Annotated in this window: 17 protein-coding genes; 11 read left to right on the top strand and 6 right to left on the bottom strand. The window is 51.6% G+C overall.

Annotation, left to right across the window (positions count from 1 at the left end):
* Positions 1-26: 26 nt before the first annotated feature.
* Positions 27-1,298 carry a DEAD/DEAH box helicase gene (locus ACTNE6_RS10330; RefSeq protein WP_442499640.1) on the top strand — a complete coding sequence of 424 codons (1,272 nt, stop codon included), beginning with the start codon at positions 27-29 and terminating at the stop codon, positions 1,296-1,298.
* A gap of 240 nt (positions 1,299-1,538) precedes the next feature.
* Here ACTNE6_RS10330 and ACTNE6_RS10325 read toward each other — a convergent pair whose 3' ends face one another.
* Positions 1,539-1,754, bottom strand: coding sequence for a DUF2905 domain-containing protein (locus ACTNE6_RS10325; RefSeq protein WP_194968741.1), 216 nt, complete (start codon positions 1,752-1,754; stop codon positions 1,539-1,541).
* Between the two features lie 226 nt (positions 1,755-1,980).
* On the opposite strand from ACTNE6_RS10325, the gene ACTNE6_RS10320 reads away from it, so the two are divergent.
* The 6 genes from ACTNE6_RS10320 (at position 1,981) to ACTNE6_RS10295 (ending at position 6,132) form a co-directional block, all read left to right on the top strand.
* Entirely contained in the window at positions 1,981-2,688 is a 708-nt protein-coding gene (locus ACTNE6_RS10320) for a DUF5752 family protein (RefSeq protein WP_442499639.1), read from the top strand.
* Entirely contained in the window at positions 2,685-2,924 is a 240-nt protein-coding gene (locus ACTNE6_RS10315) for a hypothetical protein (RefSeq protein WP_442499638.1), read from the top strand. The genes ACTNE6_RS10320 and ACTNE6_RS10315 overlap by 4 nt, the downstream gene beginning before the upstream one ends.
* Before the next feature lie 18 nt (positions 2,925-2,942).
* On the top strand, positions 2,943-4,790 hold the full coding sequence (treZ, locus tag ACTNE6_RS10310) for a malto-oligosyltrehalose trehalohydrolase (RefSeq protein WP_442499637.1): 1,848 nt from the start codon (positions 2,943-2,945) through the stop codon (positions 4,788-4,790).
* 6 nt (positions 4,791-4,796) lie between these two features.
* Complete coding sequence (locus tag ACTNE6_RS10305) at positions 4,797-5,114, top strand: alpha-amylase family glycosyl hydrolase (protein ID WP_442499636.1); 318 nt, start codon at positions 4,797-4,799, stop codon at positions 5,112-5,114.
* 194 nt (positions 5,115-5,308) lie between these two features.
* Entirely contained in the window at positions 5,309-5,581 is a 273-nt protein-coding gene (locus ACTNE6_RS10300; RefSeq protein WP_442499635.1) for a hypothetical protein, read from the top strand.
* A 368-nt stretch (positions 5,582-5,949) separates the two neighbouring features.
* The gene (locus tag ACTNE6_RS10295; protein ID WP_194968736.1) at positions 5,950-6,132 is read left to right on the top strand and encodes a PLDc N-terminal domain-containing protein; all 183 of its coding nucleotides are present in this window, start codon (positions 5,950-5,952) and stop codon (positions 6,130-6,132) included.
* Between the two features lie 358 nt (positions 6,133-6,490).
* Here ACTNE6_RS10295 and ACTNE6_RS10290 read toward each other — a convergent pair whose 3' ends face one another.
* Entirely contained in the window at positions 6,491-6,850 is a 360-nt protein-coding gene (locus ACTNE6_RS10290; protein ID WP_442499634.1) for a DUF2784 domain-containing protein, read from the bottom strand.
* 139 nt (positions 6,851-6,989) lie between these two features.
* Between ACTNE6_RS10290 and ACTNE6_RS10285 the strand changes: the two genes are divergently transcribed.
* Positions 6,990-7,715: an SDR family NAD(P)-dependent oxidoreductase gene (locus ACTNE6_RS10285; protein ID WP_194968734.1), complete on the top strand. Its 726-nt coding sequence runs from the start codon at positions 6,990-6,992 to the stop codon at positions 7,713-7,715.
* A 281-nt stretch (positions 7,716-7,996) separates the two neighbouring features.
* On the opposite strand, the gene ACTNE6_RS10280 is transcribed toward ACTNE6_RS10285, so the two are convergent.
* The 4 genes from ACTNE6_RS10280 to ACTNE6_RS10265 all read right to left on the bottom strand — a co-directional run bounded on the left by ACTNE6_RS10280 (position 7,997) and on the right by ACTNE6_RS10265 (position 13,207).
* Positions 7,997-9,019, bottom strand: coding sequence for a fimbrial protein (locus ACTNE6_RS10280; RefSeq protein ID WP_442499633.1), 1,023 nt, complete (start codon positions 9,017-9,019; stop codon positions 7,997-7,999).
* A gap of 25 nt (positions 9,020-9,044) precedes the next feature.
* Entirely contained in the window at positions 9,045-11,576 is a 2,532-nt protein-coding gene (locus ACTNE6_RS10275; protein WP_442499632.1) for a fimbria/pilus outer membrane usher protein, read from the bottom strand.
* 189 nt (positions 11,577-11,765) lie between these two features.
* Positions 11,766-12,527 carry a fimbria/pilus periplasmic chaperone gene (locus ACTNE6_RS10270; RefSeq protein WP_442499631.1) on the bottom strand — a complete coding sequence of 254 codons (762 nt, stop codon included), beginning with the start codon at positions 12,525-12,527 and terminating at the stop codon, positions 11,766-11,768.
* Between the two features lie 119 nt (positions 12,528-12,646).
* A complete protein-coding gene (locus ACTNE6_RS10265; protein ID WP_442499630.1) occupies positions 12,647-13,207 on the bottom strand; it encodes a fimbrial protein in 561 nt (186 codons plus the stop codon).
* Between the two features lie 939 nt (positions 13,208-14,146).
* Between ACTNE6_RS10265 and ACTNE6_RS10260 the strand changes: the two genes are divergently transcribed.
* The 3 genes from ACTNE6_RS10260 (at position 14,147) to ACTNE6_RS10250 (ending at position 18,681) form a co-directional block, all read left to right on the top strand.
* Positions 14,147-15,469 carry a PQQ-dependent sugar dehydrogenase gene (locus ACTNE6_RS10260; RefSeq protein WP_442499629.1) on the top strand — a complete coding sequence of 441 codons (1,323 nt, stop codon included), beginning with the start codon at positions 14,147-14,149 and terminating at the stop codon, positions 15,467-15,469.
* A 133-nt stretch (positions 15,470-15,602) separates the two neighbouring features.
* Positions 15,603-17,813, top strand: coding sequence for a pentapeptide repeat-containing protein (locus tag ACTNE6_RS10255; protein WP_442499628.1), 2,211 nt, complete (start codon positions 15,603-15,605; stop codon positions 17,811-17,813).
* 163 nt (positions 17,814-17,976) lie between these two features.
* On the top strand, positions 17,977-18,681 hold the full coding sequence (locus tag ACTNE6_RS10250; protein WP_442499627.1) for a VPLPA-CTERM sorting domain-containing protein: 705 nt from the start codon (positions 17,977-17,979) through the stop codon (positions 18,679-18,681).
* Positions 18,682-18,873: the final 192 nt, after the last annotated feature.

Here is an 18,873-nt window from a genome sequence, read left to right as displayed (position 1 = left end):
ACTTGTTCCTTGATGAACATTTGCTCATGGCGTTAAGGCAATTAGGCTTTGAGCAGCCCACACCGACTCAAATACGGGCTATTCCGCCGGCCCTGGAACATAAAGACCTACTGGTCAGCGCCGAAACCGGCAGCGGCAAAACAGCGGCCTTCCTGCTGCCGACTCTGCATCATTTACTAGCGATTCCCGCCTCTCACACCGGAACGCGGGCATTGGTACTTGCTCCGACCCGCGAGCTTGCGCGTCAGATTTTTCAGCAGTGCAGGCAATTGTGCGAATTCAGCGATCTGCAAGCCGGCCTGATTACGGGCGGCGACGATTTCAAACAACAACAGAAAACCATCAGTAAGAATCCTGACATTATCATTGCCACGCCGGGACGGCTTCTGGAACTGTTGAATCAGGACCTGCCGGATCTTGACGGCCTGGAAGTTCTGGTGCTGGATGAAGCCGACCGCATGCTGGACATGGGATTCAGCGATGACGTATTGACCATTGTCGAGCACTGCAATACGAAAAGACAAACCCTGCTGCTTTCTGCAACGCTGGCTCATCAAGGCGTCACGAAGATAGCCAAACAGGTACTGAAAAAACCTGAAGTGATTGCCTTAAACAGCCTGCACGATGAACACGGCAATATTGAACAGCAAATTGTCTTGGCCGACGACAGCGAGCATAAACAAAAACTGCTGGCCTGGCTGCTGCTTAATGAAATTTATGACAAAGCGCTGGTATTTACCAACACTAAAATTCAGGCCGACATTCTGCGTGGCCCGCTGCGCGGCCAGAAGCTCCGCGTCGGCGTGTTGCATGGCGATATGGATCAGAAAGACCGCAATCGGGTTCTGGAATTGTATACACAGGGTGATATCAACATTCTGATTGCCACCGATGTCGCCGCGCGCGGTCTCGATGTAAAAGGCATCGACCTGGTCATTAATTTCGACATGCCCAGGACCGGGATCGATTATATCCATCGTATCGGCAGAACAGGCCGCGCCGATGAACTGGGATTGGCGATTGCTCTGGTAAAAAGCACGGAATGGAACTTGATGGCCGGCATCGAGCGGTTTTTAAAGCAAAAATTTAAGCGCCGCACGATCAAGGAAATGGAAGGCAAGTATAAAGGCCCTAAAAAGCTTAAAGCCTCAGGCAAAGCTGTTGGCAGCAAGACTAAAAAAGAACCTAAAAAAGAAGCCGTCAAAAAGACCAAAGAGCGTCATCGCGACAGGAAAAATATCGGCAAGCGCCGCGTTCCAAGCAATAAGCCTTCTTCAGGGACAGTACCCGCCGAGTAACTGATGTTACGCACGCATCAATCTCTGTGCTGTTTTAGTTTTACTGCAATGCCGTGTAGGGGCGAATTCATTTATGCCCTTTGGGTACTTGTGCCCTTTGTCGGTATTCGCACTGCATGGGTCGGTACATGGGCGTTTGCTTCGGGTCGAATGAATTCGGCCTTACACATCAGTGAATAATAAAAAATCGGGCGATCCAGCTATGGATTGTCCGTTTTTTTGCAAGTCGATCAGCCTCTTCTATTTGCGGAAAATCAGGTTGATAATCAGCGTCAAAATCAGGCTGACGATGACCATTGAGGTAATCGGAAAAAAAATAATCCGCTTTTCATCCTTGATATGGATATCGCCGGGCAACTTGCCAAACCAATTGATCAGCCAGGGGGCATAATTGAAAACAAGCCCGGCGACAATCAGAATGACGCCGATAATCATCAATACTCTTCCGGTTGTCATAGATCGCCCTCCATTACGCTAAGCCGCAATTTTACAATGCGGCAATTATAGCGGCTTTTATTGCCTCGTTCTTAGTCAGTATATTTACCTAGGGGTTAATGCGAATTTTATTTTCGCTTTCAACAGGTTATCTTACATAGCAACTTATGTGGCCTGAAAATTTTAAGCAGCTGGCCGTCAACTCCTGCCATTTGCTGTACGCACCGCCGGCTATTTTAGAGGGGCTATGGCTATAACCGAACCATCCACTGCAGCACCGGGGCCAGACAAGCCCCGCTTCGCGATTAAAGATTGCACATTGATCGCTATCGCCACAGGCAAACGCGCGCATACGCTGAAAGAATTCCGTGACCATATTGCCGAAATCAGTCCTGAGAGCCTGTATTATCATTTTTGGGGCAATCTGCTCCAGGCCCGTTTTGAAGAACGCGAATATAATAACGATTTCGCCGCCTGGACTCATCGCAGCCTTCACGATGCGAAACTGGCAGAACAGCTGGCGGTCGTTGATCCTAGCCAATTCGTCAGCATGACGGAAATTCGCTGGCAGCTTCTGGAGTATATCGAAGAACGCCTTGAAGAAAGCGAGTGCCTGCATTGGGTTATCGCCGAGCAGCCGTTTGAGTTCATACGTTCTCAGATTGTCGTTTTCAACACGCATACGAGCATAGCCAATCCCAGAGAAATGGCCAAAATCATGCATAAGCTGTCAGTCAGCAGCATTTTTTATCATTTTATCGACGCCAGACGACACAATCCGGACAGAATGGACGACTTCCGCGCCTGGCTAAACCATTATGGCGATACCTATCAAGTACTGATTGAGCTCCTGTCGAGCGTAGATCCTAACTTTGGATCACTGGCGGAACTGCGGCAGCAATTGGTCAACGTTTTTGAAATTTGTTTTGACTACGCTATGGATGCCACGGAATGACTCATATACTCGATGCCTATGCTGATATTGTTGGCGCCGATGTCATCCGGCACTTGCGGCAATTAGCCGAGCCCTTGCAAGGCAAAGTTGCGTATCCGTTATTTATTCAATCAACCGAAAAAAGCCCGGGAAATGGGGATCACCGTGAAAAACTTTGTGCGCGAAAATTTCCTGCTAACCCGCCAGCTGCGCGAACATTTAACGCTGATGTTCGCGTTGCAGTATGGCTCCGCTGACCGTATCGAGTTAGGCTGATGACCGTCAAACGCCGCCATCTGATGCCTTTCGGCGCCGAACTAATGGATGACGGCCGGGTGCGTTTCCGCTTGTGGGCGCCGGGAGCCGACAAAGTAGAGCTGAGCCTGCTTGGCCTGGAGCCTGAAGAATACCTGACGATGACGCCGGAAGACGAAGGCTGGTTCGGCATTATTACAAAATATGGCAGCAGCGCTTATTATTACCAGTACCGCATTAATGAGTCATTTTATGTGCCGGACCCCGCATCGCGCTATCAGCCGGAAACCGTGCACGGCGCCAGCCAGATCATCGATCCCCGCGACTGGGACTGGCAAGACCGGGACTGGAAAGGGCGCCCTTGGGAAGAAGTCATTTTATATGAACTGCATATCGGCACATTCACGGCCGAAGGCTCATTTGCGGCTGCCAAGCAGCGGCTCGATTATCTGGCCGATCTGGGTGTCACCGCATTGCAGCTGATGCCCATCGCTGCTTTCCCCGGCAATCGCAACTGGGGTTATGACAGTGTATTGCCATTCGCCCCGGCCACGGCTTACGGCACGCCCGATGAGCTGAAGGATTTTATTCAGACGGCGCATGCCAAGGGCCTGATGGTTTTTCTGGACATGGTTTACAGCCATTTCGGCCCGGAAGGCAATTACCTAAACCAGTATGCACCGACATTTTTTACCGATCGCCATCAAACGCCCTGGGGCAGCGCAATCAATTTTGACGGCCCCGGCAGTACCTGGGTGCGCGCTTACTTTCTTCATAACGCCCTATATTGGCTGGAAGAATATCATGTTGACGGGCTCAGGTTTGATTCTGTCCATGCCGTTTTCGACGATTCCGACGCTACCCGTCCGCCCTTTTTTGAGTATCTGGCCAGGGAGGTGCGGCACGCGTATGGTTATGAACGCCATGTCCATCTGGTTCTGGAAAACGACAACAACGCTGCGCATTATTTGAGGCCGAATCCGGAAGAGCCGCATGACGGCCATTACAATGCTCAGTGGAACGACGATATTCATCATGTGCTGCATGTGTTGCTGACCGGTGAAACGGGCGGTTATTACCAGGATTATGCAAAGAATCCGATCGAACATCTGGCCCGTTGTCTGACTGAAGGCTTCGCCTACCAAGGAGAAATCTCGGCTTACCGGGACGGCAAACCGCGTGGCGAACCGAGCGCAGATTTGTCGCCGTTGGCTTTCGTCAATTTCCTGCAGAATCATGACCAGATCGGCAACTGTGCTTTCGCAGAGCGCCTTTCTGCGCTATGTTCCCCGAAAGCATTGCAGGCGGCCACGGCGATTATCCTGCTGGCCCCATCCATACCGCTCTTATTCATGGGACAGGAATGGGCCGCTTCTACGCCCTTCCCTTATTTCGTGGATTTTCCGGAAGAACTGGGTGAAAGAATTGCACAAGGTCGGCTTCGTGAATTTGCACACTTGTCGGACTTTAACAATTCGCAAGACATGCCGTTACCGAACCAGATTGGCACATTCCAGTCTGCAAAACTGGCCTGGCATGAGTTGGAGCAACCGACGCATCAGCAATGGCTGAATTACCATCGGCAGCTTCTGAACCTGCGCCGACAGTATATTCAACCTCGCCTGCCCTGCATGGCTGGAGGACAAGCCGGATATCGGCTGTTGAGCGAGCGCGCCTTGATGGTGAGCTGGCGGATAGCCGACGATTCGCAACTGGAACTGATCGCCAATCTTGGTGACGAGTCGGTGGCGATCGACAGCCCCGGCAATGGCGAAGTCATTTTCAAAACCGATGCCGCGATTGCCGACTTCCAGCCGCCAGCCAGCTTGTCGCCCTGGTCTGTAGTCTGGCTGCTGACTGAAAGCTGAACGGTTATGGGGCGCATCAAGGCGATTCCCGATGCGACCTATCGCCTGCAATTCAACAGTCAGTTCACATTCCACCAGGCCACAGCACTGATTCCCTATTTGCACCGGCTAGGCATCAGCCACTGCTACGTATCGCTCTATCTGAAGGCTAGGCCGGGCAACACTCACGGCTACGATATTGTCGATCATAACGCACTAAGTCTCGAAATCGGTTCGGAAGCGGATTATGAGCGCTTTGTGGATGAATTGCACCGGCATCGGATGGGCCTGATCGCTGCTATCGAGCCTAACCACATGGGCATTATGGGCAGCGACAACGATTGATGGCTGGATGTGCTGGAAAACGGTACGGCTTCCGATTATGCGGCGTTTTTCGATATAGACTGGCACCCGGTAAAGAAGGCCTTGCAGAACAAGCTGCTGATGCCGGAGAGTTCAGCGTTTGTTGCTATCATCACTGCTTCCCTATTGATCTTCGAACTTATCCTTACATCCTGAATGCCCGGCATGCACAACTATTGAAAATCTTCGCTCCAGCCGATCCTTTGCTGCTGCTCGAGTATCAGACGCTCGACAGCAGTTTCAGGAAATTGCCTGGCCGCACAAAGGCAACAATGGCGCAGCTAGAAGACCGCAATCGCGACAAGGAGGTATTCAAACGGCAACTGGCCCGCCTGTGCAGAGAAAATGCATCGATACGGCAGTTCATTGACAGCCGTGTAGCGGAAATTAATGATACAGCCGGTGCCGATAAACTTCTGCGCACCGTGATCCAGAACAGTTTGTTGTGATTCTGGCATCCAGGCTCATGAAGCATCTGTTGGATGAGGATGATATTTGGGTCAACACCCAACTGGAACTGCCTGTTGACGTTCCTTTGCATTACAGCAATGTTTTACGACCGGGAGACTGTCAGCCAAAGCGGTTGGTGGTCATTTGGAACTGGATATTGAGGATATGCTTGGAGCATTTCCGGTTGAGTTGCTGGTGGCCGGATAACAGTTTCGTAATATCAGATTGATTAAAAACTGCTCAAAAAACGCCGTAGGCTGAGCAATGTGTGCTAGCGTACAGAGCCGGCTTATTTTTAAGCGTAAAGTCTAAAACTGATGAGGCAGAATAGTTTTTCTAATGAAAACAAACCTGTTTAGGAGGAAATATGGATATTGAAGTTGGAGGTTTTCTAGGTTTTATTATACTCGTCTTGGATATCTGGGCCATTATTAACATTATGAAAAGCGCTGCCACCACTGGAATGAAAGTTTTATGGGTGGTTTTAATTCTACTGTTGCCAGTTGTAGGTTTGGTTATTTGGTGGTTTGCTGGCCCAAAGGGTGATTAATAAATTTGTTAATCTAAGATAGAAGCTATCTACCAGTGGCGGAGATTTTAGCCGAGGCAACAACCGAGACTAACCCTCCCCCACTGGATTTTTTCATCTCACTTTAAAACGTTTTCTGAATTCTAAACTTTGTAATTTTCTAGCTGTTGGATAAGCTTGAGCGGATGGGCTCTTCTGGCTCCACCTTGAATTATAATCAATATGTCTATGATATAATAGATTTGTTATTTTCATATGTAACTTGCCGTGTTTGGGATCAGCAGGGCATTTTCCAGAAACTTACTCAGACTTACTTCGTTTAGGGCTAACTGACAAACTGATTCCAGCTATGCAACCGGAACAAAAGTGGATGCTGTCTTCATCCCCTCTTGTGGATAAGCCACAAGCCGTAAATGATGCCGTTGAAAATCAAAACTATTATTCCGAATACGATTTGCATTTGATGGGTTAATTCGCCGGGATAAATTATCGGCATGATGTACTGCTCGATAAAGTCGCCGGAATAACCGCCACCGTTGGCAGCCCGAAGTTTGTTTTCGAGCGGCGTCAGCGGACAGATGCCACCGCTGAGTTCGATAAATGCGCCCCATGCAGCGGCCGGCAAATGAAGCCATACAAGCCACCGCCATTTGAAAATTAACAGGCCGCCGAAAACGACAAATAAAATGAAAGAAAAGTGCAGCAATACGACCAGATCGGCAGCAAATTGATTTGACATTGGTTCTCTTTAGAGTGCTACTTGATTGATCAGAGTCTTAATGGAATCGCCTCGTTCCTTCCTTTGGGACTGTATTTTTAGTTAAACGGGCAATAACGTTACAATACATCTCTACCCTATTCATCATGATAAGTATTTTATGAAGACGATCTTAATAACTGGCAGTAATTCGGATATTGGTATAGCCGTTGCCAAAGCTTTGTCTGACCGCCCATTGCAATTGGCTCTTCAATATTGTTCGAATCAAGCCAAAGCCAATGAGCTTCAAGCTTGGCTAAATGAAAAAAATGTTCCAAGCCGCCTTTTTCAATGCGACCTGACAGAGCCTAAACAAGCCGAATCGCTGATTGCTCAAAGTTTGGAGGCTTTTGGTTCGATTGACGTTTTGATTAACATCGTCGGGCCTTTCGTGTACAAAAACATCTTGGAGGTCACACCGGAGGAATGGTTCGCTGATATCAACCTGAATCTGCATACCTGTTTTAATACCAGTTATTATGCAATGAATGAATTGCGCCGCAATCACGGCCAGATCATCAACTTTGCCTTTTCAGGCGTGGAAAATATTAAAGCCTGGTCTATGTCGGCCGGTTATTGCGCTGCTAAAACCGGAGTTGCCGTTTTAACTAAAAGTCTCGCTGCGGCGCTTGCTCCACATAAAGTCCGTGTCAATGCAATCTGCCCTGGACTTGTCGAAGAAGGCAATATCAGTGCAGAAGAGCGGCAACACATGGCAGACCAAATCCCTTATGGCCGCCCTGTTCACCCTGATGAGATCGGCAAAACCACAGCATGGCTCATTTGGAATAGCCCCGAATCAATGACCGGTTCATTGATCACTGTTGCCGGCGCGTGGGAATACTGATTTTTTAAATAACTAAATCCTAACGTTCATCAGATCTTATTTACTGATGTTACGCAGTTTGTAGGATCAAATAAATTCGACAAAGGCAACCCGAGGTATAGGCGATACGAATGAATTGGCACCCGGGCTATTTTTGTCCATCCCTCGAAAAGGTAAAAAATCAGTAAAAACTAAAGATATCCTCACTTAAAGTTGAGATATAAGGGAACCCTTTCGTTTTTCTGCGATATAGGAGAAGAATTTCCGTTTCCTTATACCTGCAATCTCCCTAAACCCCAAATTTATTGATAGCTCATCGTAAAAGTCGCTGCTGCATTGACAGTTCCCGCTGTTAAGTCTCCGTTTCGATAGTATTGGACTATCAGCGGAATATTGCTGGTGCTTGCCGAGGAGCCGACCAGCCATTGGTTGGTGTTGCCAGCCGCCGCCGAATCCGGCCCAAAAGACACGGGATTGCCGTCATTTTTAAGAATCCGCAACTTGACTCCTTGCGCAGTTGAAGAGGGATTCAATGTCAACAGCGATGTGGTATTGCCGGGTGTCGTAGCATCGGTCAGCGTCACATAGACATTGGCGCCGCTCTGGCAACTCAGGCCAATATTAAATCGTGTATCGCCATTGGTTTGTCCCACCGAACTTAGCGAAGTGGTGGAAACCGTCGGCAAGGTCACGTTGACCGATGGAGTCGTCACGCTGCACGTAACCGGCGAGACGGTAATGTTGCTGGTAGTCAGATCATCCGTATGGTTCCAAGCGAGATTCAGGCCAAGACAGCTTAACAGCGGATTGAGGAGCCCCGTTTTATAATTTATTCGCACAAAAGAGGTGCTGGACGCAACAGAACCAGGAGCAATCTGCCCGGTCACGACCAGATGGGCATTGATGCCAGGCAACGGCCCTGAACCAGTATTAAAAAAAGTGTCGATAAACAGTCCATTGTTCGCATTCGTTATTAATGTGGAGTTTAAATAAAAACTGATCCCCAGGCCGTTAATCCCTGTAGGGTATACGCCTGATGAAACCTCGGTGCCGACCACGGTAACGGTCTGCCTAATGGTACAGCCATATAAGCCCAATAAATTAGGCAAGTTGCTTATGGAAATACCGGTCGTTGCCGTGGCAAGCGTGCTCCCGGCCGCCTCGTCTCTAGGCGGCGAGTAAGGTCCCGCCGGAGAAAAATTGAGCGTGGCTGGCGAATAACTGACCACCGGATCAGCCTTGCACAAAGTGGTCATGACACACAAGCCCAACAATGCTTGTAATAACCCTCCGGCCAGTTTATAGCCGCACATTAAAATTTTCATCGCACTATACCTTCTGTTGCCGACTTCAGAGTCGCTGGTTTGGCCGGTCATTGTTTTGCCTGGATAAGGCATCCCTGATATTGCATACCGCCTCAATTTTTAGGAATGGGCCTTCATCCATGCTCTTCGGTGGCAGTTGATATTCAAAGTCACACTGTTGATCGCTGGCATCTCCCCACTTTGCGGTTAAGATACCTGCGTCGGCAATGCCGCGCAGAAAAATACGGCCATCCTGTCCCGCCAGGCCAACCTCGTGGCCTTCGGCATCGAGTACGCTGGCGCCGAAAGGCACCGGCGAGCGGTCGGCCAGGTAAGTCGTGACCATTACAGCCCGTCCACTGACGGTGGCAAAACTTATCATCGCCACCGTATCGGAGCGGGGCGTAATCTGCTGGCTAGTGGTTTTAAATTCCACATCGGGTGGAACGCCATCCGGATCAATGCTGACGATGTTCATACGGTAGGGCGACAGGAAAGGCAAGACCGCGTAACCACGCCCATCAATGCGTGTACCGATACTGTTGGTGACCCGGGCGCCCTCGGCGCCGGGCGCTTCGACGATGCCAATTGTGTCGCCCATTTGGTTCGCCAGCGTTACCCCTCCCGGATGAAGGACCACACCGCCGGTAGCTCCCAAAGATTGTTGCGAATATTCGGACCCTTCGCTGAAGCTCGCCGAAAGCGTCGTGTAAGGGCTACGGTATCCCCCAGCCAGGCCGAAAACAGCTTTCCCATCATCGGTCTGGCTAGACGATGCGGTATAACTCAGTTCGTTGTTCTCGCCCCCCGTACCGCTGATGATCTCCTGCGCGGTACGGCGAGTTACCCCACCCACGTCGTCTTGAGTAAAATTTGTCATCAGCCTGGGCGCCTGTGGGCTACTGCCCAACGGTAGGGAGACACCGACCAGCACCTGATTGTCAACGCCGCCGGTAGCTCCATCCAACTGACGGGTCACCGAAATATTGTAATTCGGAGTGATACCTGCAAAAGTGAAAAAATTATTGTAGCCCGCTTGGAACTGCGTGGCTGTACCGGATTGGCTCCAATAATCCACGATGGATCCGGTCAGGAAAAGAGTGCCCCAATTCCCAAAATTCTGGTTGATGTTGAGTTGTAATTTACTGCGCTGGTGGTTGATCGTCAGCGGATCGGCACCGGCGGCCACCAAATCACGGCCGGCCAGCGCCTCGTGAAACGACCAATAACCCTCTGACGAATAGCGGTAGGCGGCTAATGTTAAGTAAGTGCGAGTATAAGAGACCAGCTTGCTGTAACTGACGCGCAGACTTTGGCCGCTAGTCGCCGGTGCACCTGGAATATCCGCTTCAGCGTGGGTCAGGTCGACCGCTATCGCTCCCAGTGGCGTGTTAAACCCCGTCCCCACTAGCCCCGCTTTATAGTTGGAGGCGATAATGCCGCCCATATAACCCGTCAGCAGATTATTAAAACCATATTGCAACGTTGCCTGGCCGAATTTCTCGCCGTTGTGAATCTGTGTCTCGCGGACTTCGCCAATCATGGCGTTGTAACGCCAGATTCCCGGACGCAGCAATTGGGTAACGTAAGCATAAGGAACGGTAAAATTCTGCTGGCTGCCGTCCGCTTCATACACGGTGACCAGCAAATCGCCGCCATAGCCGGTGGCATAAACGTCATTGATTTCAAAAGGTCCTGGCGCCACGGTGGTATCCAATATGATATTGCCATTCTGGCTGATCTGTACACGCGCACGAGTCTTGGCGATACCTCGCACTACCGGAGCGTAATTGCGTTGCGAATCAGGCCGCATGCGGTCATCGGTTCCCAGTGAAACGCCACGAAAACCAATACTGTCGAACATCGCACCATCCGTGAAACTATCGCCCAGGCTTAGGCGGCTGGTCAGCGAAGGCAGGTCGCGCAACACATAGGTGGCGATGTTTTGGTAAGTCGAAGACCCATCCGATTGCAGATTTATGGACGAGCGCTGTCGCAAGTGCCAATTCTCGAAATTTAAGCCACCGGTCAGGCCGAGATAGCCATTGGATGTCGTCGAAAATGAGCTTGCGTTGCGGAAGGCATTTAGGTTGTAGGCCAGCGTCGCGGAAGTCACGCCGCTATCCCATAATTCCGGGCTGATATAGCCGCGCGGGGTGCGCAGCAGCGCCGCCTGGGGCACGCTCAGGTCAAGACGTAACGAAGATTGATCAAACGACGCATGGGCATCCTTGACCAATGCGGCTAGGTCGGCGCAGCCGTCAGCCTGCACTTTGAGCAATTCGGAGCGAGCCGAATCTGATAGCTTTTCAAAATCCAAGTCGATTTTCTCAAGCACTGTCCGTTCGATACAAGGCAAGGCGATGTCGCTATCTGGCTGGGCAACAAAACGCACCGAGGCCCGGCCCACCCATTTGTCATTCACGTGCAGATCAACGATATAATCGCCCGGCAGCACGGGATTGCCACGCTGAAACCGGGAAATGTCCACTTGCTGGGCGCTACCGCCGCGCAAAAATGCGGGGTTGAACTCCACCTCGGCAAGCTTTTCCGATTCGGCGCCTGCGGAACCTGCCATGATTAGGATCAAGAGGGTTAGCGCCTTGAAAAATAAACCGGTCCAGGCGAAAATTAGCGTAAAGTTTTGTGATTCGATACCTGGATATCTAGTTACGATCGCGTTGATTAACCGCACCATAAATTTTCACGATTTTTCAATTTTTGGTGCTATGCCAGCGGTCCATTGCTGTATCGGTCAATAGCTGCTTCAACGCGCAGTGGGCGCTTTAAACGTCGCTTCTGCAATTCCACCGTAGTCATTGATAAAGCTGTAATCCACCCGCAACAACCCTGCCGGTTCAACGTCCTGTTTAGGCAGGCCAAACGTCCGGCTAGCAAAAGGCCCCACCATATCCGCTTTGAGGTTGAGAGCATCCTCCCCTACGATGGCTGTCACCTGGGCAAACGAGACATGATACGGGGTTGGGTTGGTAACCTCCAGCGCGGTTTGCCCATCCTTAGCCACCAGCTTCCAGGTCAACTGCGCAGGCGCGTCAGCGGCCGTACCGGGCAGGTTGTCCGGACGAAAAAACACCTTGATGCGGTGTTTGAATGCGAATTCCAGCTTGTTAGGCCTATCGAGATCTGCCGGCGCGCGCGGGGGGATATCCAGCACGTTCAACCAGAACAGTGACTCCCGGTCGACTGGCAGGGGTTCCTGGGTATAGAACAGACGCAGGCTCTGGCCCTTGGTGGGATCGAGGCGGAACAACGGCGGCGTCAGCAAAAATGGAACCTTGTCCTCACCGGGTTTGGACTGAGGGTTACCTGCATCGAGCCAGACCTGCACCAACGATGGGGTTTCCCCATTATTGTGAACATTGATGCTGACTTCCCGTTTTTGTCCGGGATAGACCACCCGGGTGCCGTCGATAACCACGCCAGCCGTGGCCGGCGAAACCAGCCCAAGCGATGCCACCCAGGCGTTAAAAGCGAATGTAAAAAAAAACGTCAATCGTGCCAGCATCATGGATTCGTATGGGGCTGTTTCAAAAAATGATAGGGCGCAGACCTTACAGTACTGCGCCTGATAGGAATATCAAATAAGCCTCTGTTCTAAAAGAGCTTACCAGCGGATTACAAATCTGATCAGTTATAGACCAGCGAGTAAGTTACATTAGAACTATAAGCCCCGGCAGTTGTTGCATCAAGCGCATAGTATTGCGCGACATAATTGAGGGTACCGCTACCGGCGATTAAGTTTATATCTGTCGCTTTCGCTTGATTAGTCACGCCCGGTTTGATCTGGGTAGTCAGGTTATTTTCCGGGAAAAGCTGAACTACAACATTACCTGCGCCGCCAACGGTCAGATTGATTAAATCGCCTGTGGCGGGGTCAACACCGGCCCCTGACTCAAAGAAAGCATTGACCGTAGTCTTGCCATCGGCGGCAGTACAGCCGGTTAAATCCAGCGTAAAATGAGTTGCACCTGCTGTATCTCCTGTGTTGGCCAATGTAGTGGTGGCTACCGTGGGTAGGGTTACAATGCCGGTCCCGGTTCCCCCGCCATTAAGCACAACTGTACAGGTCGAATCGGTCAAAGCCCCATTAAAAGTAATCGTCCCGTCCGACGCCTGGGCCAAACCCGGTAGCGCCAATACCGAAATCAAGCCCACCCCAGACATCATCAATTTAATTTTGTTTTTCATTTCTATCCCTAATAATAAGCTATTGAAATACAAGTTATACAAGAAATATAAAAACCAATATCACCCTACTGACAAGACACGTCGTAGTTTTATGTCAAATTAGGTTTACACCGCTATGCCATGCTTGTAAGTAAACAGGCACAAGCTGTACTTTAGCATATTTTTCCTAAATCTGTTTTGGCTATATCTTCCTATTTGAGCCCTTGAATTTGAGGTTCAGAATCCCTGCCCAGGACGGATGATCACCTTACCTCAGCTATTAGGCAACGTCAAATGCTTTGAAACGGTTCGCCCCTGCGCTGGCCGGATCAACTATTAGGGGTGCAAAAAACTGAGGAAAATTTAGGTGATCAGTGGTTACAGCGGTGGATTGGCAGATCGAATCGCGCAACTCAAATCACTGGAAAGACAGTTGAGAGACTTGCTTTTCCAACAATATGTCTATGATATAATATGTTTTGTATTTTTAATAATATAGCCACTTATCTTCCGAAGCGCATTCCTGAGCAGGCGCATGCTGCAAAAGCTAATGTTTCAAGCCGTAAAGATTGTCGTTGCGCTAACAATATAGTTGGCCGGAGCTGACCGGTTTAGCCTCATCAGAGCCATTTTATGTGCGATATCGTACAGATGCTGTCTGAGGGCTCGGTTATAGTCAAACTTCAGGACTACCGAGAAAAACGGTTTTAAAATCTGTGGGGCGGCTACCAACAGTAGGCGCTTTAGGCGAAGCCGCCTCCACAGGCTTGCGTAAGTCCTGACATTAAGGAATATTGGCAGCGGTGCCGGGAAAGCATAAAGCGAATATTTTTACCGCGCCGGAACTGGCTTATGGTTCAGTTTGAAGAACGCGCGACGTTACACACAGATCGACCTTTTACAAAATTTATGGTTTGTGCCTTCAACAGTTATTCCTTACCTTCCAATCGGAGATGCTGCATGCAACGCTCTGCCCTCTTTCACCTGATCGCTTGTCTGCTTTTACTGACTTTAAACGCCTGTGGTGATGTCGCGACGTTACCCGAACAGGCTGGCATCGGTCCTCATCCGAAGCTGCCGCCGCCCAACCCAACACTAATACCCACTGTCAATATCGCGCCTGCCAAAGGCTGGCCAGCAGATGCCAAGCCTAAGGCTGCCCCTGGGCTTGCGGTGAGCGCCTTTGCCGCAGGCTTAAGTCATCCGCGCTGGCTCTATGTGCTCCCTAACAACGATGTGCTGGTCGCCGAAGCCAGTGCTCCGCCCAATCCTGAAGGCGACAAAGGCATTAAAGGCTGGCTCATGAAGTGGTTTATGGATCGTGCGGGAGCAACTCCACCGAGCGCTAACCGCATCACGCTGCTGCGCGATGCCAATGGTGACGGCACCGTCGAAACGCGCACAATCTTCCTGCAAGGACTGAACTCACCTTTTGGCATGACGCTTGTCGGCAATGATTTTTATGTCGCCGATACTGATAAACTGATGCGTTTCCCTTATCGTACGGGTGAAACGCAGATCACTGGTACCGGCGTCAAGGTGATCGATTTGCCGGCAGATCCCATCAACCATCACTGGACCAAAAATGTAATTGCCAGCCGCGATGGTTCAAAACTGTATGTCACGGTCGGCTCGAACAGCAATGTCGGCGAGAACGGCATGGAAAACGAGGCCAACCGCGCCGCTATCTGGGAAGTTGACCCGGCAACAGGCCAGTGGCGCATCTTTGCCTCGGGCTTGCGCAATCCGAACGGCATGGATTGGGAACCGCGGAGCGGCGCGCTCTGGACAGTCGTCAATGAACGCGATGAGATCGGCAGTGATCTGGTGCCTGACTATATGACTTCGGTAAAAGATGGCGCATTTTATGGATGGCCTTATAGCTATTACGGTCAGCATGTCGATTCAAGGGTGAAGCCGCCTCGGCCTGATCTGGTGGCTAAAGCCATTGTGCCGGATTATGCCTTGGGTGCACACACAGCCTCGCTCGGGCTTGTCTTCTATGAGGGCGATTTATTGCCGAAACGCTTTAAAGGAGGGGCATTTATTGGTCAGCACGGCTCATGGAACCGCGAACCGCGGAGCGGCTATAAAGTGATTTTTGTGCCGTTTGTTGACGGGCGGCCTACCCTGCCACCAAAGAATGTACTTGTCGGCTTTGTCAGCGCGGACGGTGATGCTCTGGGCCGCCCGGTCGGCGTGGCGGTTGACCGATCGGGTGCGCTGCTTGTCGCCGATGACGTCGGCAACACTATTTGGCGGGTGACTCCCGCTACGAAATAGGCGTTCTACTGTAAACCATCAAGATCAGTGTCCCCTAGCTTGTATAGAAAATCAATGCGCAATCATAATGAAGAATTAATTCAGCTGATTTATACTGAAACATCACCAGTCGGCAGCAACAGCATCCACCGCCATGTCCCATACTGCACCGCCAGCTCACCCGGAAACCTCTCCGCATATTGAAAAACTGCTGGACTCAGCGAACTCCGCATCACAATCGGTAGCCGCCCTTCATATCGCATTTATAGCATTCGCCGCCTATCTCGGCGTCATCGTCTGGGGCACCACGCATGAAGACATGCTGCGCATCAGCCCGATCAAACTGCCGATTCTGGATGTGGAAGTACCGCTGACCACCTTTTACGCCTTTGCCCCGTGGATGCTGGTCCTGCTGCACTTCAACCTGCTCATGCAACTGGAGCTGCTTTCCAATAAACTCTGGAACCTGGACCGCGATCTGCCTGATACGCATGCCGGGCAGCAAATACGCGACCGCCTGTTCATCTTCCCTTTCACCCATCTGATCGTCGGACGCTCCAATGTCTGGCTAATCAACTGGCTGCTGTCGCTGGTCGTTGGCACTACTATCATTGCCCTGCCCTTATTCATATTGCTGGCTGCGCAAATCCGCTTTCTGCCGTTCCACGACGAAGGCATCACCTGGTCTCAGCGCCTCTCGGTCTGGACCGATGCGGGCATGCTGCTCGCCCTGTGGCCGCTGATTGCTTCACCCCAGGACAGGGCGCGGGAGTGGTGGCAGAATTTTGCCTTCAATCTCGTGGGCTATTGGCCGGCATGGCTCCGGCATTTGGGCATCCTCGGATGGAATCGGCTGGCGCGGTCGATCCAGCGGCGCTGGCCAAACCGGCACTTCCGGGAAATCCCTCCCCGGCCCGTGCAGCCGCCCGGCGTTGAGCCAAAGGGCATGGTGATATTGATGATCTCAGTGCCGCTCATCATTCTGCTCAGTATTGTCGCGGTAGTTCCCGGCAGCATTACCGTACAGACCTATTATTTTCCGCCGAATGACGAGTCCCAATCGGAGGACACCCCTTATTATCTCGAAGACTGGCTGATCCGGAGAATGCCGGAGTCATGGCTGAGCGTTGCCGCCCATAAATACGGCACCGTCTCCTGCACATCTTTAGCCGAGGCTGCCAAGACCGATGCCACGATGCTTCAGGTAGTGCTGGGCCCTTGCTCATGGTTCAATTTAGACCTTTTTACGCGCAATCTCGACCTCAGAGAAGCCCGGCTTGTGCCCAAGGAAGTTTCCCTGTCGCTGCTGACGCGGGCAACAGATCCGAACAAGCAGATCCGCGATGCGGCCTTCAAGGAATTCGACGGACTTAACCTGCAAAATCGCGATCTGCGCTTTGCCAATTTGTACGGAGCCATGCTGCCTAAAGCCGATATTCGGCATGTCCAGTTGCAGGGCGCAGTTCTGCTGAAAGCCAAACTCCAGGGCGTGATCGGCTGGGATAAGACGCAGTTGCAGGGCGCCATCCTGGGTGGAACGCAGCTGCAAGGCGCGGGATTGATCGAGGCGAATCTGCAGGGCGCAGATCTGCGCGGTGCGGATCTCCAAGGCGCCGACCTGAGTTGGGCGATTCTGCAGAGCGTGGATCTGCGCGGCGCAAACCTGCAGGGCGTGGATCTGCGCGGCGCTAAGCTGCAGGGGGCGGACCTGCGCGGCGCTAAGCTGCAGGGCACCATCCTGCGCAAGGCGAATCTACAAGGCGCCAACATGGTCTTTGCTAATCTGCAGGGCGCGGATTTAACCCTGGCGGAACTACAGGGCGCAGAATTGCGGGAAGCGCGACTGCAAGGGACTGACTGGTCGAAAGCCAATCTCGACGGCATCTATATTTCCGATAGCGCATGGTCAGACTGGAATGAGCAGCAACAGCACCGGTTGGAAACAGCCTTCAAGCAGTTACTGGACGCCGAAAAATTCAGCGCCTTCCAGACCCGTATGGAACGCGCCGGCACTCGTTTGTTGCCAGGCAAAGCGGCCAGTCGGAAAGATTGCTACAGCGATAATCCAACCTTGCTGGACTGCAAATACAGTAAACCGGCGCAACTGAATGCTTATCGAACCCATGTGCTGCACCCGAAGCTGATCGGACTGGCTTGTTCCGATGCTTCAATTGCCGTAGGCATCGCAAGGCGGGGCATGGACGACTTCACCGAGAATGATCCCGATTTTGGCCTGGCGACCGCCTTGATCCGGGCAATAGATGCTGAAAAACCTTGCGAGGGCCTGGCTGCGATGCCGGAACAATTACGCCTGGAATTACGGCATACAGTGAAACAACAGAAGAATGCGACCAAGCCCGGATGACGCAGTACCGGCAAATCTCATGCCGGGCTTTTCAAAGCACTGTTCAATTAGTCGGCTTAGAGAATTTACGTTTAAAAATCCGTTATTTATTGATCAGTTTGGGCAAGGGTATAAAATATGAAACTCCACTAAGCCCTCTATTCAAATCAGGAAAAATTAAATAATGAAGCATTCTCTATCATTTTCGAAGGTGATCGGCGCTGTCGCACTTATTAGCGCTTTTGCGCCGGCTACCGCCGCCGCAGCTCCGGTTTATTGGACAGACTGGGTATCGGCAAGCGCCGGCAACAGCGGATCAGCGTCAGGCATCATTACGCTGGCGGACTCGTCTACTGTCAATGTTGCCTACAGCGGCGGGTTATATTCCGCGCAAATCTCAGGCGGCGCAAATTACTGGTCGCCTAATGCCTACACCAGTGCAACAGTGGATAACGCACCGGATTCCTTGAACACCGATATCCTCCGCCTGGGCCAAGGCACCCCGATGAACACAATTACGTTCTCAACGCCGGTAACCAATCCAATCATGGCCGTCGTCAGCTTTAACGGCCCAAGCTGGACTTTTGATGCGCCGTTCACAGTCCTGAGTTCCGGCTGCGGCTATTGGGGCTGCGATACGCTGAACAGCGGAAACGGCAATATACTGTCTTCAACTCATTTAGGCGAAGGACACGGCACCCTCCAATTCCTAGGCACTTTCAGCTCTATTTCATGGGCTGAGAACGGCTCCGAGAACTGGAGAGGGATCACTGTCGGCGTCAGCGACGTAAGCCCTGTCCCTGCCCCTGCCGCAGCATGGCTGTTCGGCTCGGCTTTGGCCGGCCTGGGCTTTATAGGAAAACGCCGGTCTGATCGGGTATCTGTCTAACTCATCGCCCCTGCCCGGCCCACACCTGCAGAGCGCTGTTTTTCACGCTCTGAGTTGGGCCGGATGCGTAAACGCGCATCGCTCGCGCTCAAGACAACTATCTCACCGGCCTCTCTGGCTTGGGCGTTCAAGCATCAGCCCGAATTGGCAGGACTCAGCGCCAAACGAGGCACTAGAGTTGACCGCCGTATT

Origin of the sequence: Methylobacter sp. sgz302048, assembly GCF_052162025.1 — a bacterium.
Classification (GTDB): Bacteria; Pseudomonadota; Gammaproteobacteria; order Methylococcales; family Methylomonadaceae; genus Methylobacter.
The sequence above is the reverse complement of the archived record's forward strand: the minus strand, read 5'-3'. Positions and strand labels throughout refer to the sequence as shown.

Bases quoted from the DNA above. Each gene is read 5' to 3' on its own strand.
- ACTNE6_RS10330 (WP_442499640.1), top strand. From the start codon at position 27: ATGGCGTTAAGGCAATTAGGCTTTGAGCAGCCCACACCGACTCAAATA.
- ACTNE6_RS10325 (WP_194968741.1), bottom strand. From the start codon at position 1,754: ATGACAACCGGAAGAGTATTGATGATTATCGGCGTCATTCTGATTGTC.
- ACTNE6_RS10320 (WP_442499639.1), top strand. From the start codon at position 1,981: ATGGCTATAACCGAACCATCCACTGCAGCACCGGGGCCAGACAAGCCC.
- ACTNE6_RS10315 (WP_442499638.1), top strand. From the start codon at position 2,685: ATGACTCATATACTCGATGCCTATGCTGATATTGTTGGCGCCGATGTC.
- treZ (WP_442499637.1), top strand. From the start codon at position 2,943: ATGACCGTCAAACGCCGCCATCTGATGCCTTTCGGCGCCGAACTAATG.
- ACTNE6_RS10305 (WP_442499636.1), top strand. From the start codon at position 4,797: ATGGGGCGCATCAAGGCGATTCCCGATGCGACCTATCGCCTGCAATTC.
- ACTNE6_RS10295 (WP_194968736.1), top strand. From the start codon at position 5,950: ATGGATATTGAAGTTGGAGGTTTTCTAGGTTTTATTATACTCGTCTTG.
- ACTNE6_RS10290 (WP_442499634.1), bottom strand. From the start codon at position 6,850: ATGTCAAATCAATTTGCTGCCGATCTGGTCGTATTGCTGCACTTTTCT.
- ACTNE6_RS10285 (WP_194968734.1), top strand. From the start codon at position 6,990: ATGAAGACGATCTTAATAACTGGCAGTAATTCGGATATTGGTATAGCC.
- ACTNE6_RS10280 (WP_442499633.1), bottom strand. From the start codon at position 9,019: ATGAAAATTTTAATGTGCGGCTATAAACTGGCCGGAGGGTTATTACAA.
- ACTNE6_RS10275 (WP_442499632.1), bottom strand. From the start codon at position 11,576: ATGGCAGGTTCCGCAGGCGCCGAATCGGAAAAGCTTGCCGAGGTGGAG.
- ACTNE6_RS10270 (WP_442499631.1), bottom strand. From the start codon at position 12,527: ATGATGCTGGCACGATTGACGTTTTTTTTTACATTCGCTTTTAACGCC.
- ACTNE6_RS10265 (WP_442499630.1), bottom strand. From the start codon at position 13,207: ATGAAAAACAAAATTAAATTGATGATGTCTGGGGTGGGCTTGATTTCG.
- ACTNE6_RS10260 (WP_442499629.1), top strand. From the start codon at position 14,147: ATGCAACGCTCTGCCCTCTTTCACCTGATCGCTTGTCTGCTTTTACTG.
- ACTNE6_RS10255 (WP_442499628.1), top strand. From the start codon at position 15,603: ATGTCCCATACTGCACCGCCAGCTCACCCGGAAACCTCTCCGCATATT.
- ACTNE6_RS10250 (WP_442499627.1), top strand. From the start codon at position 17,977: ATGAAGCATTCTCTATCATTTTCGAAGGTGATCGGCGCTGTCGCACTT.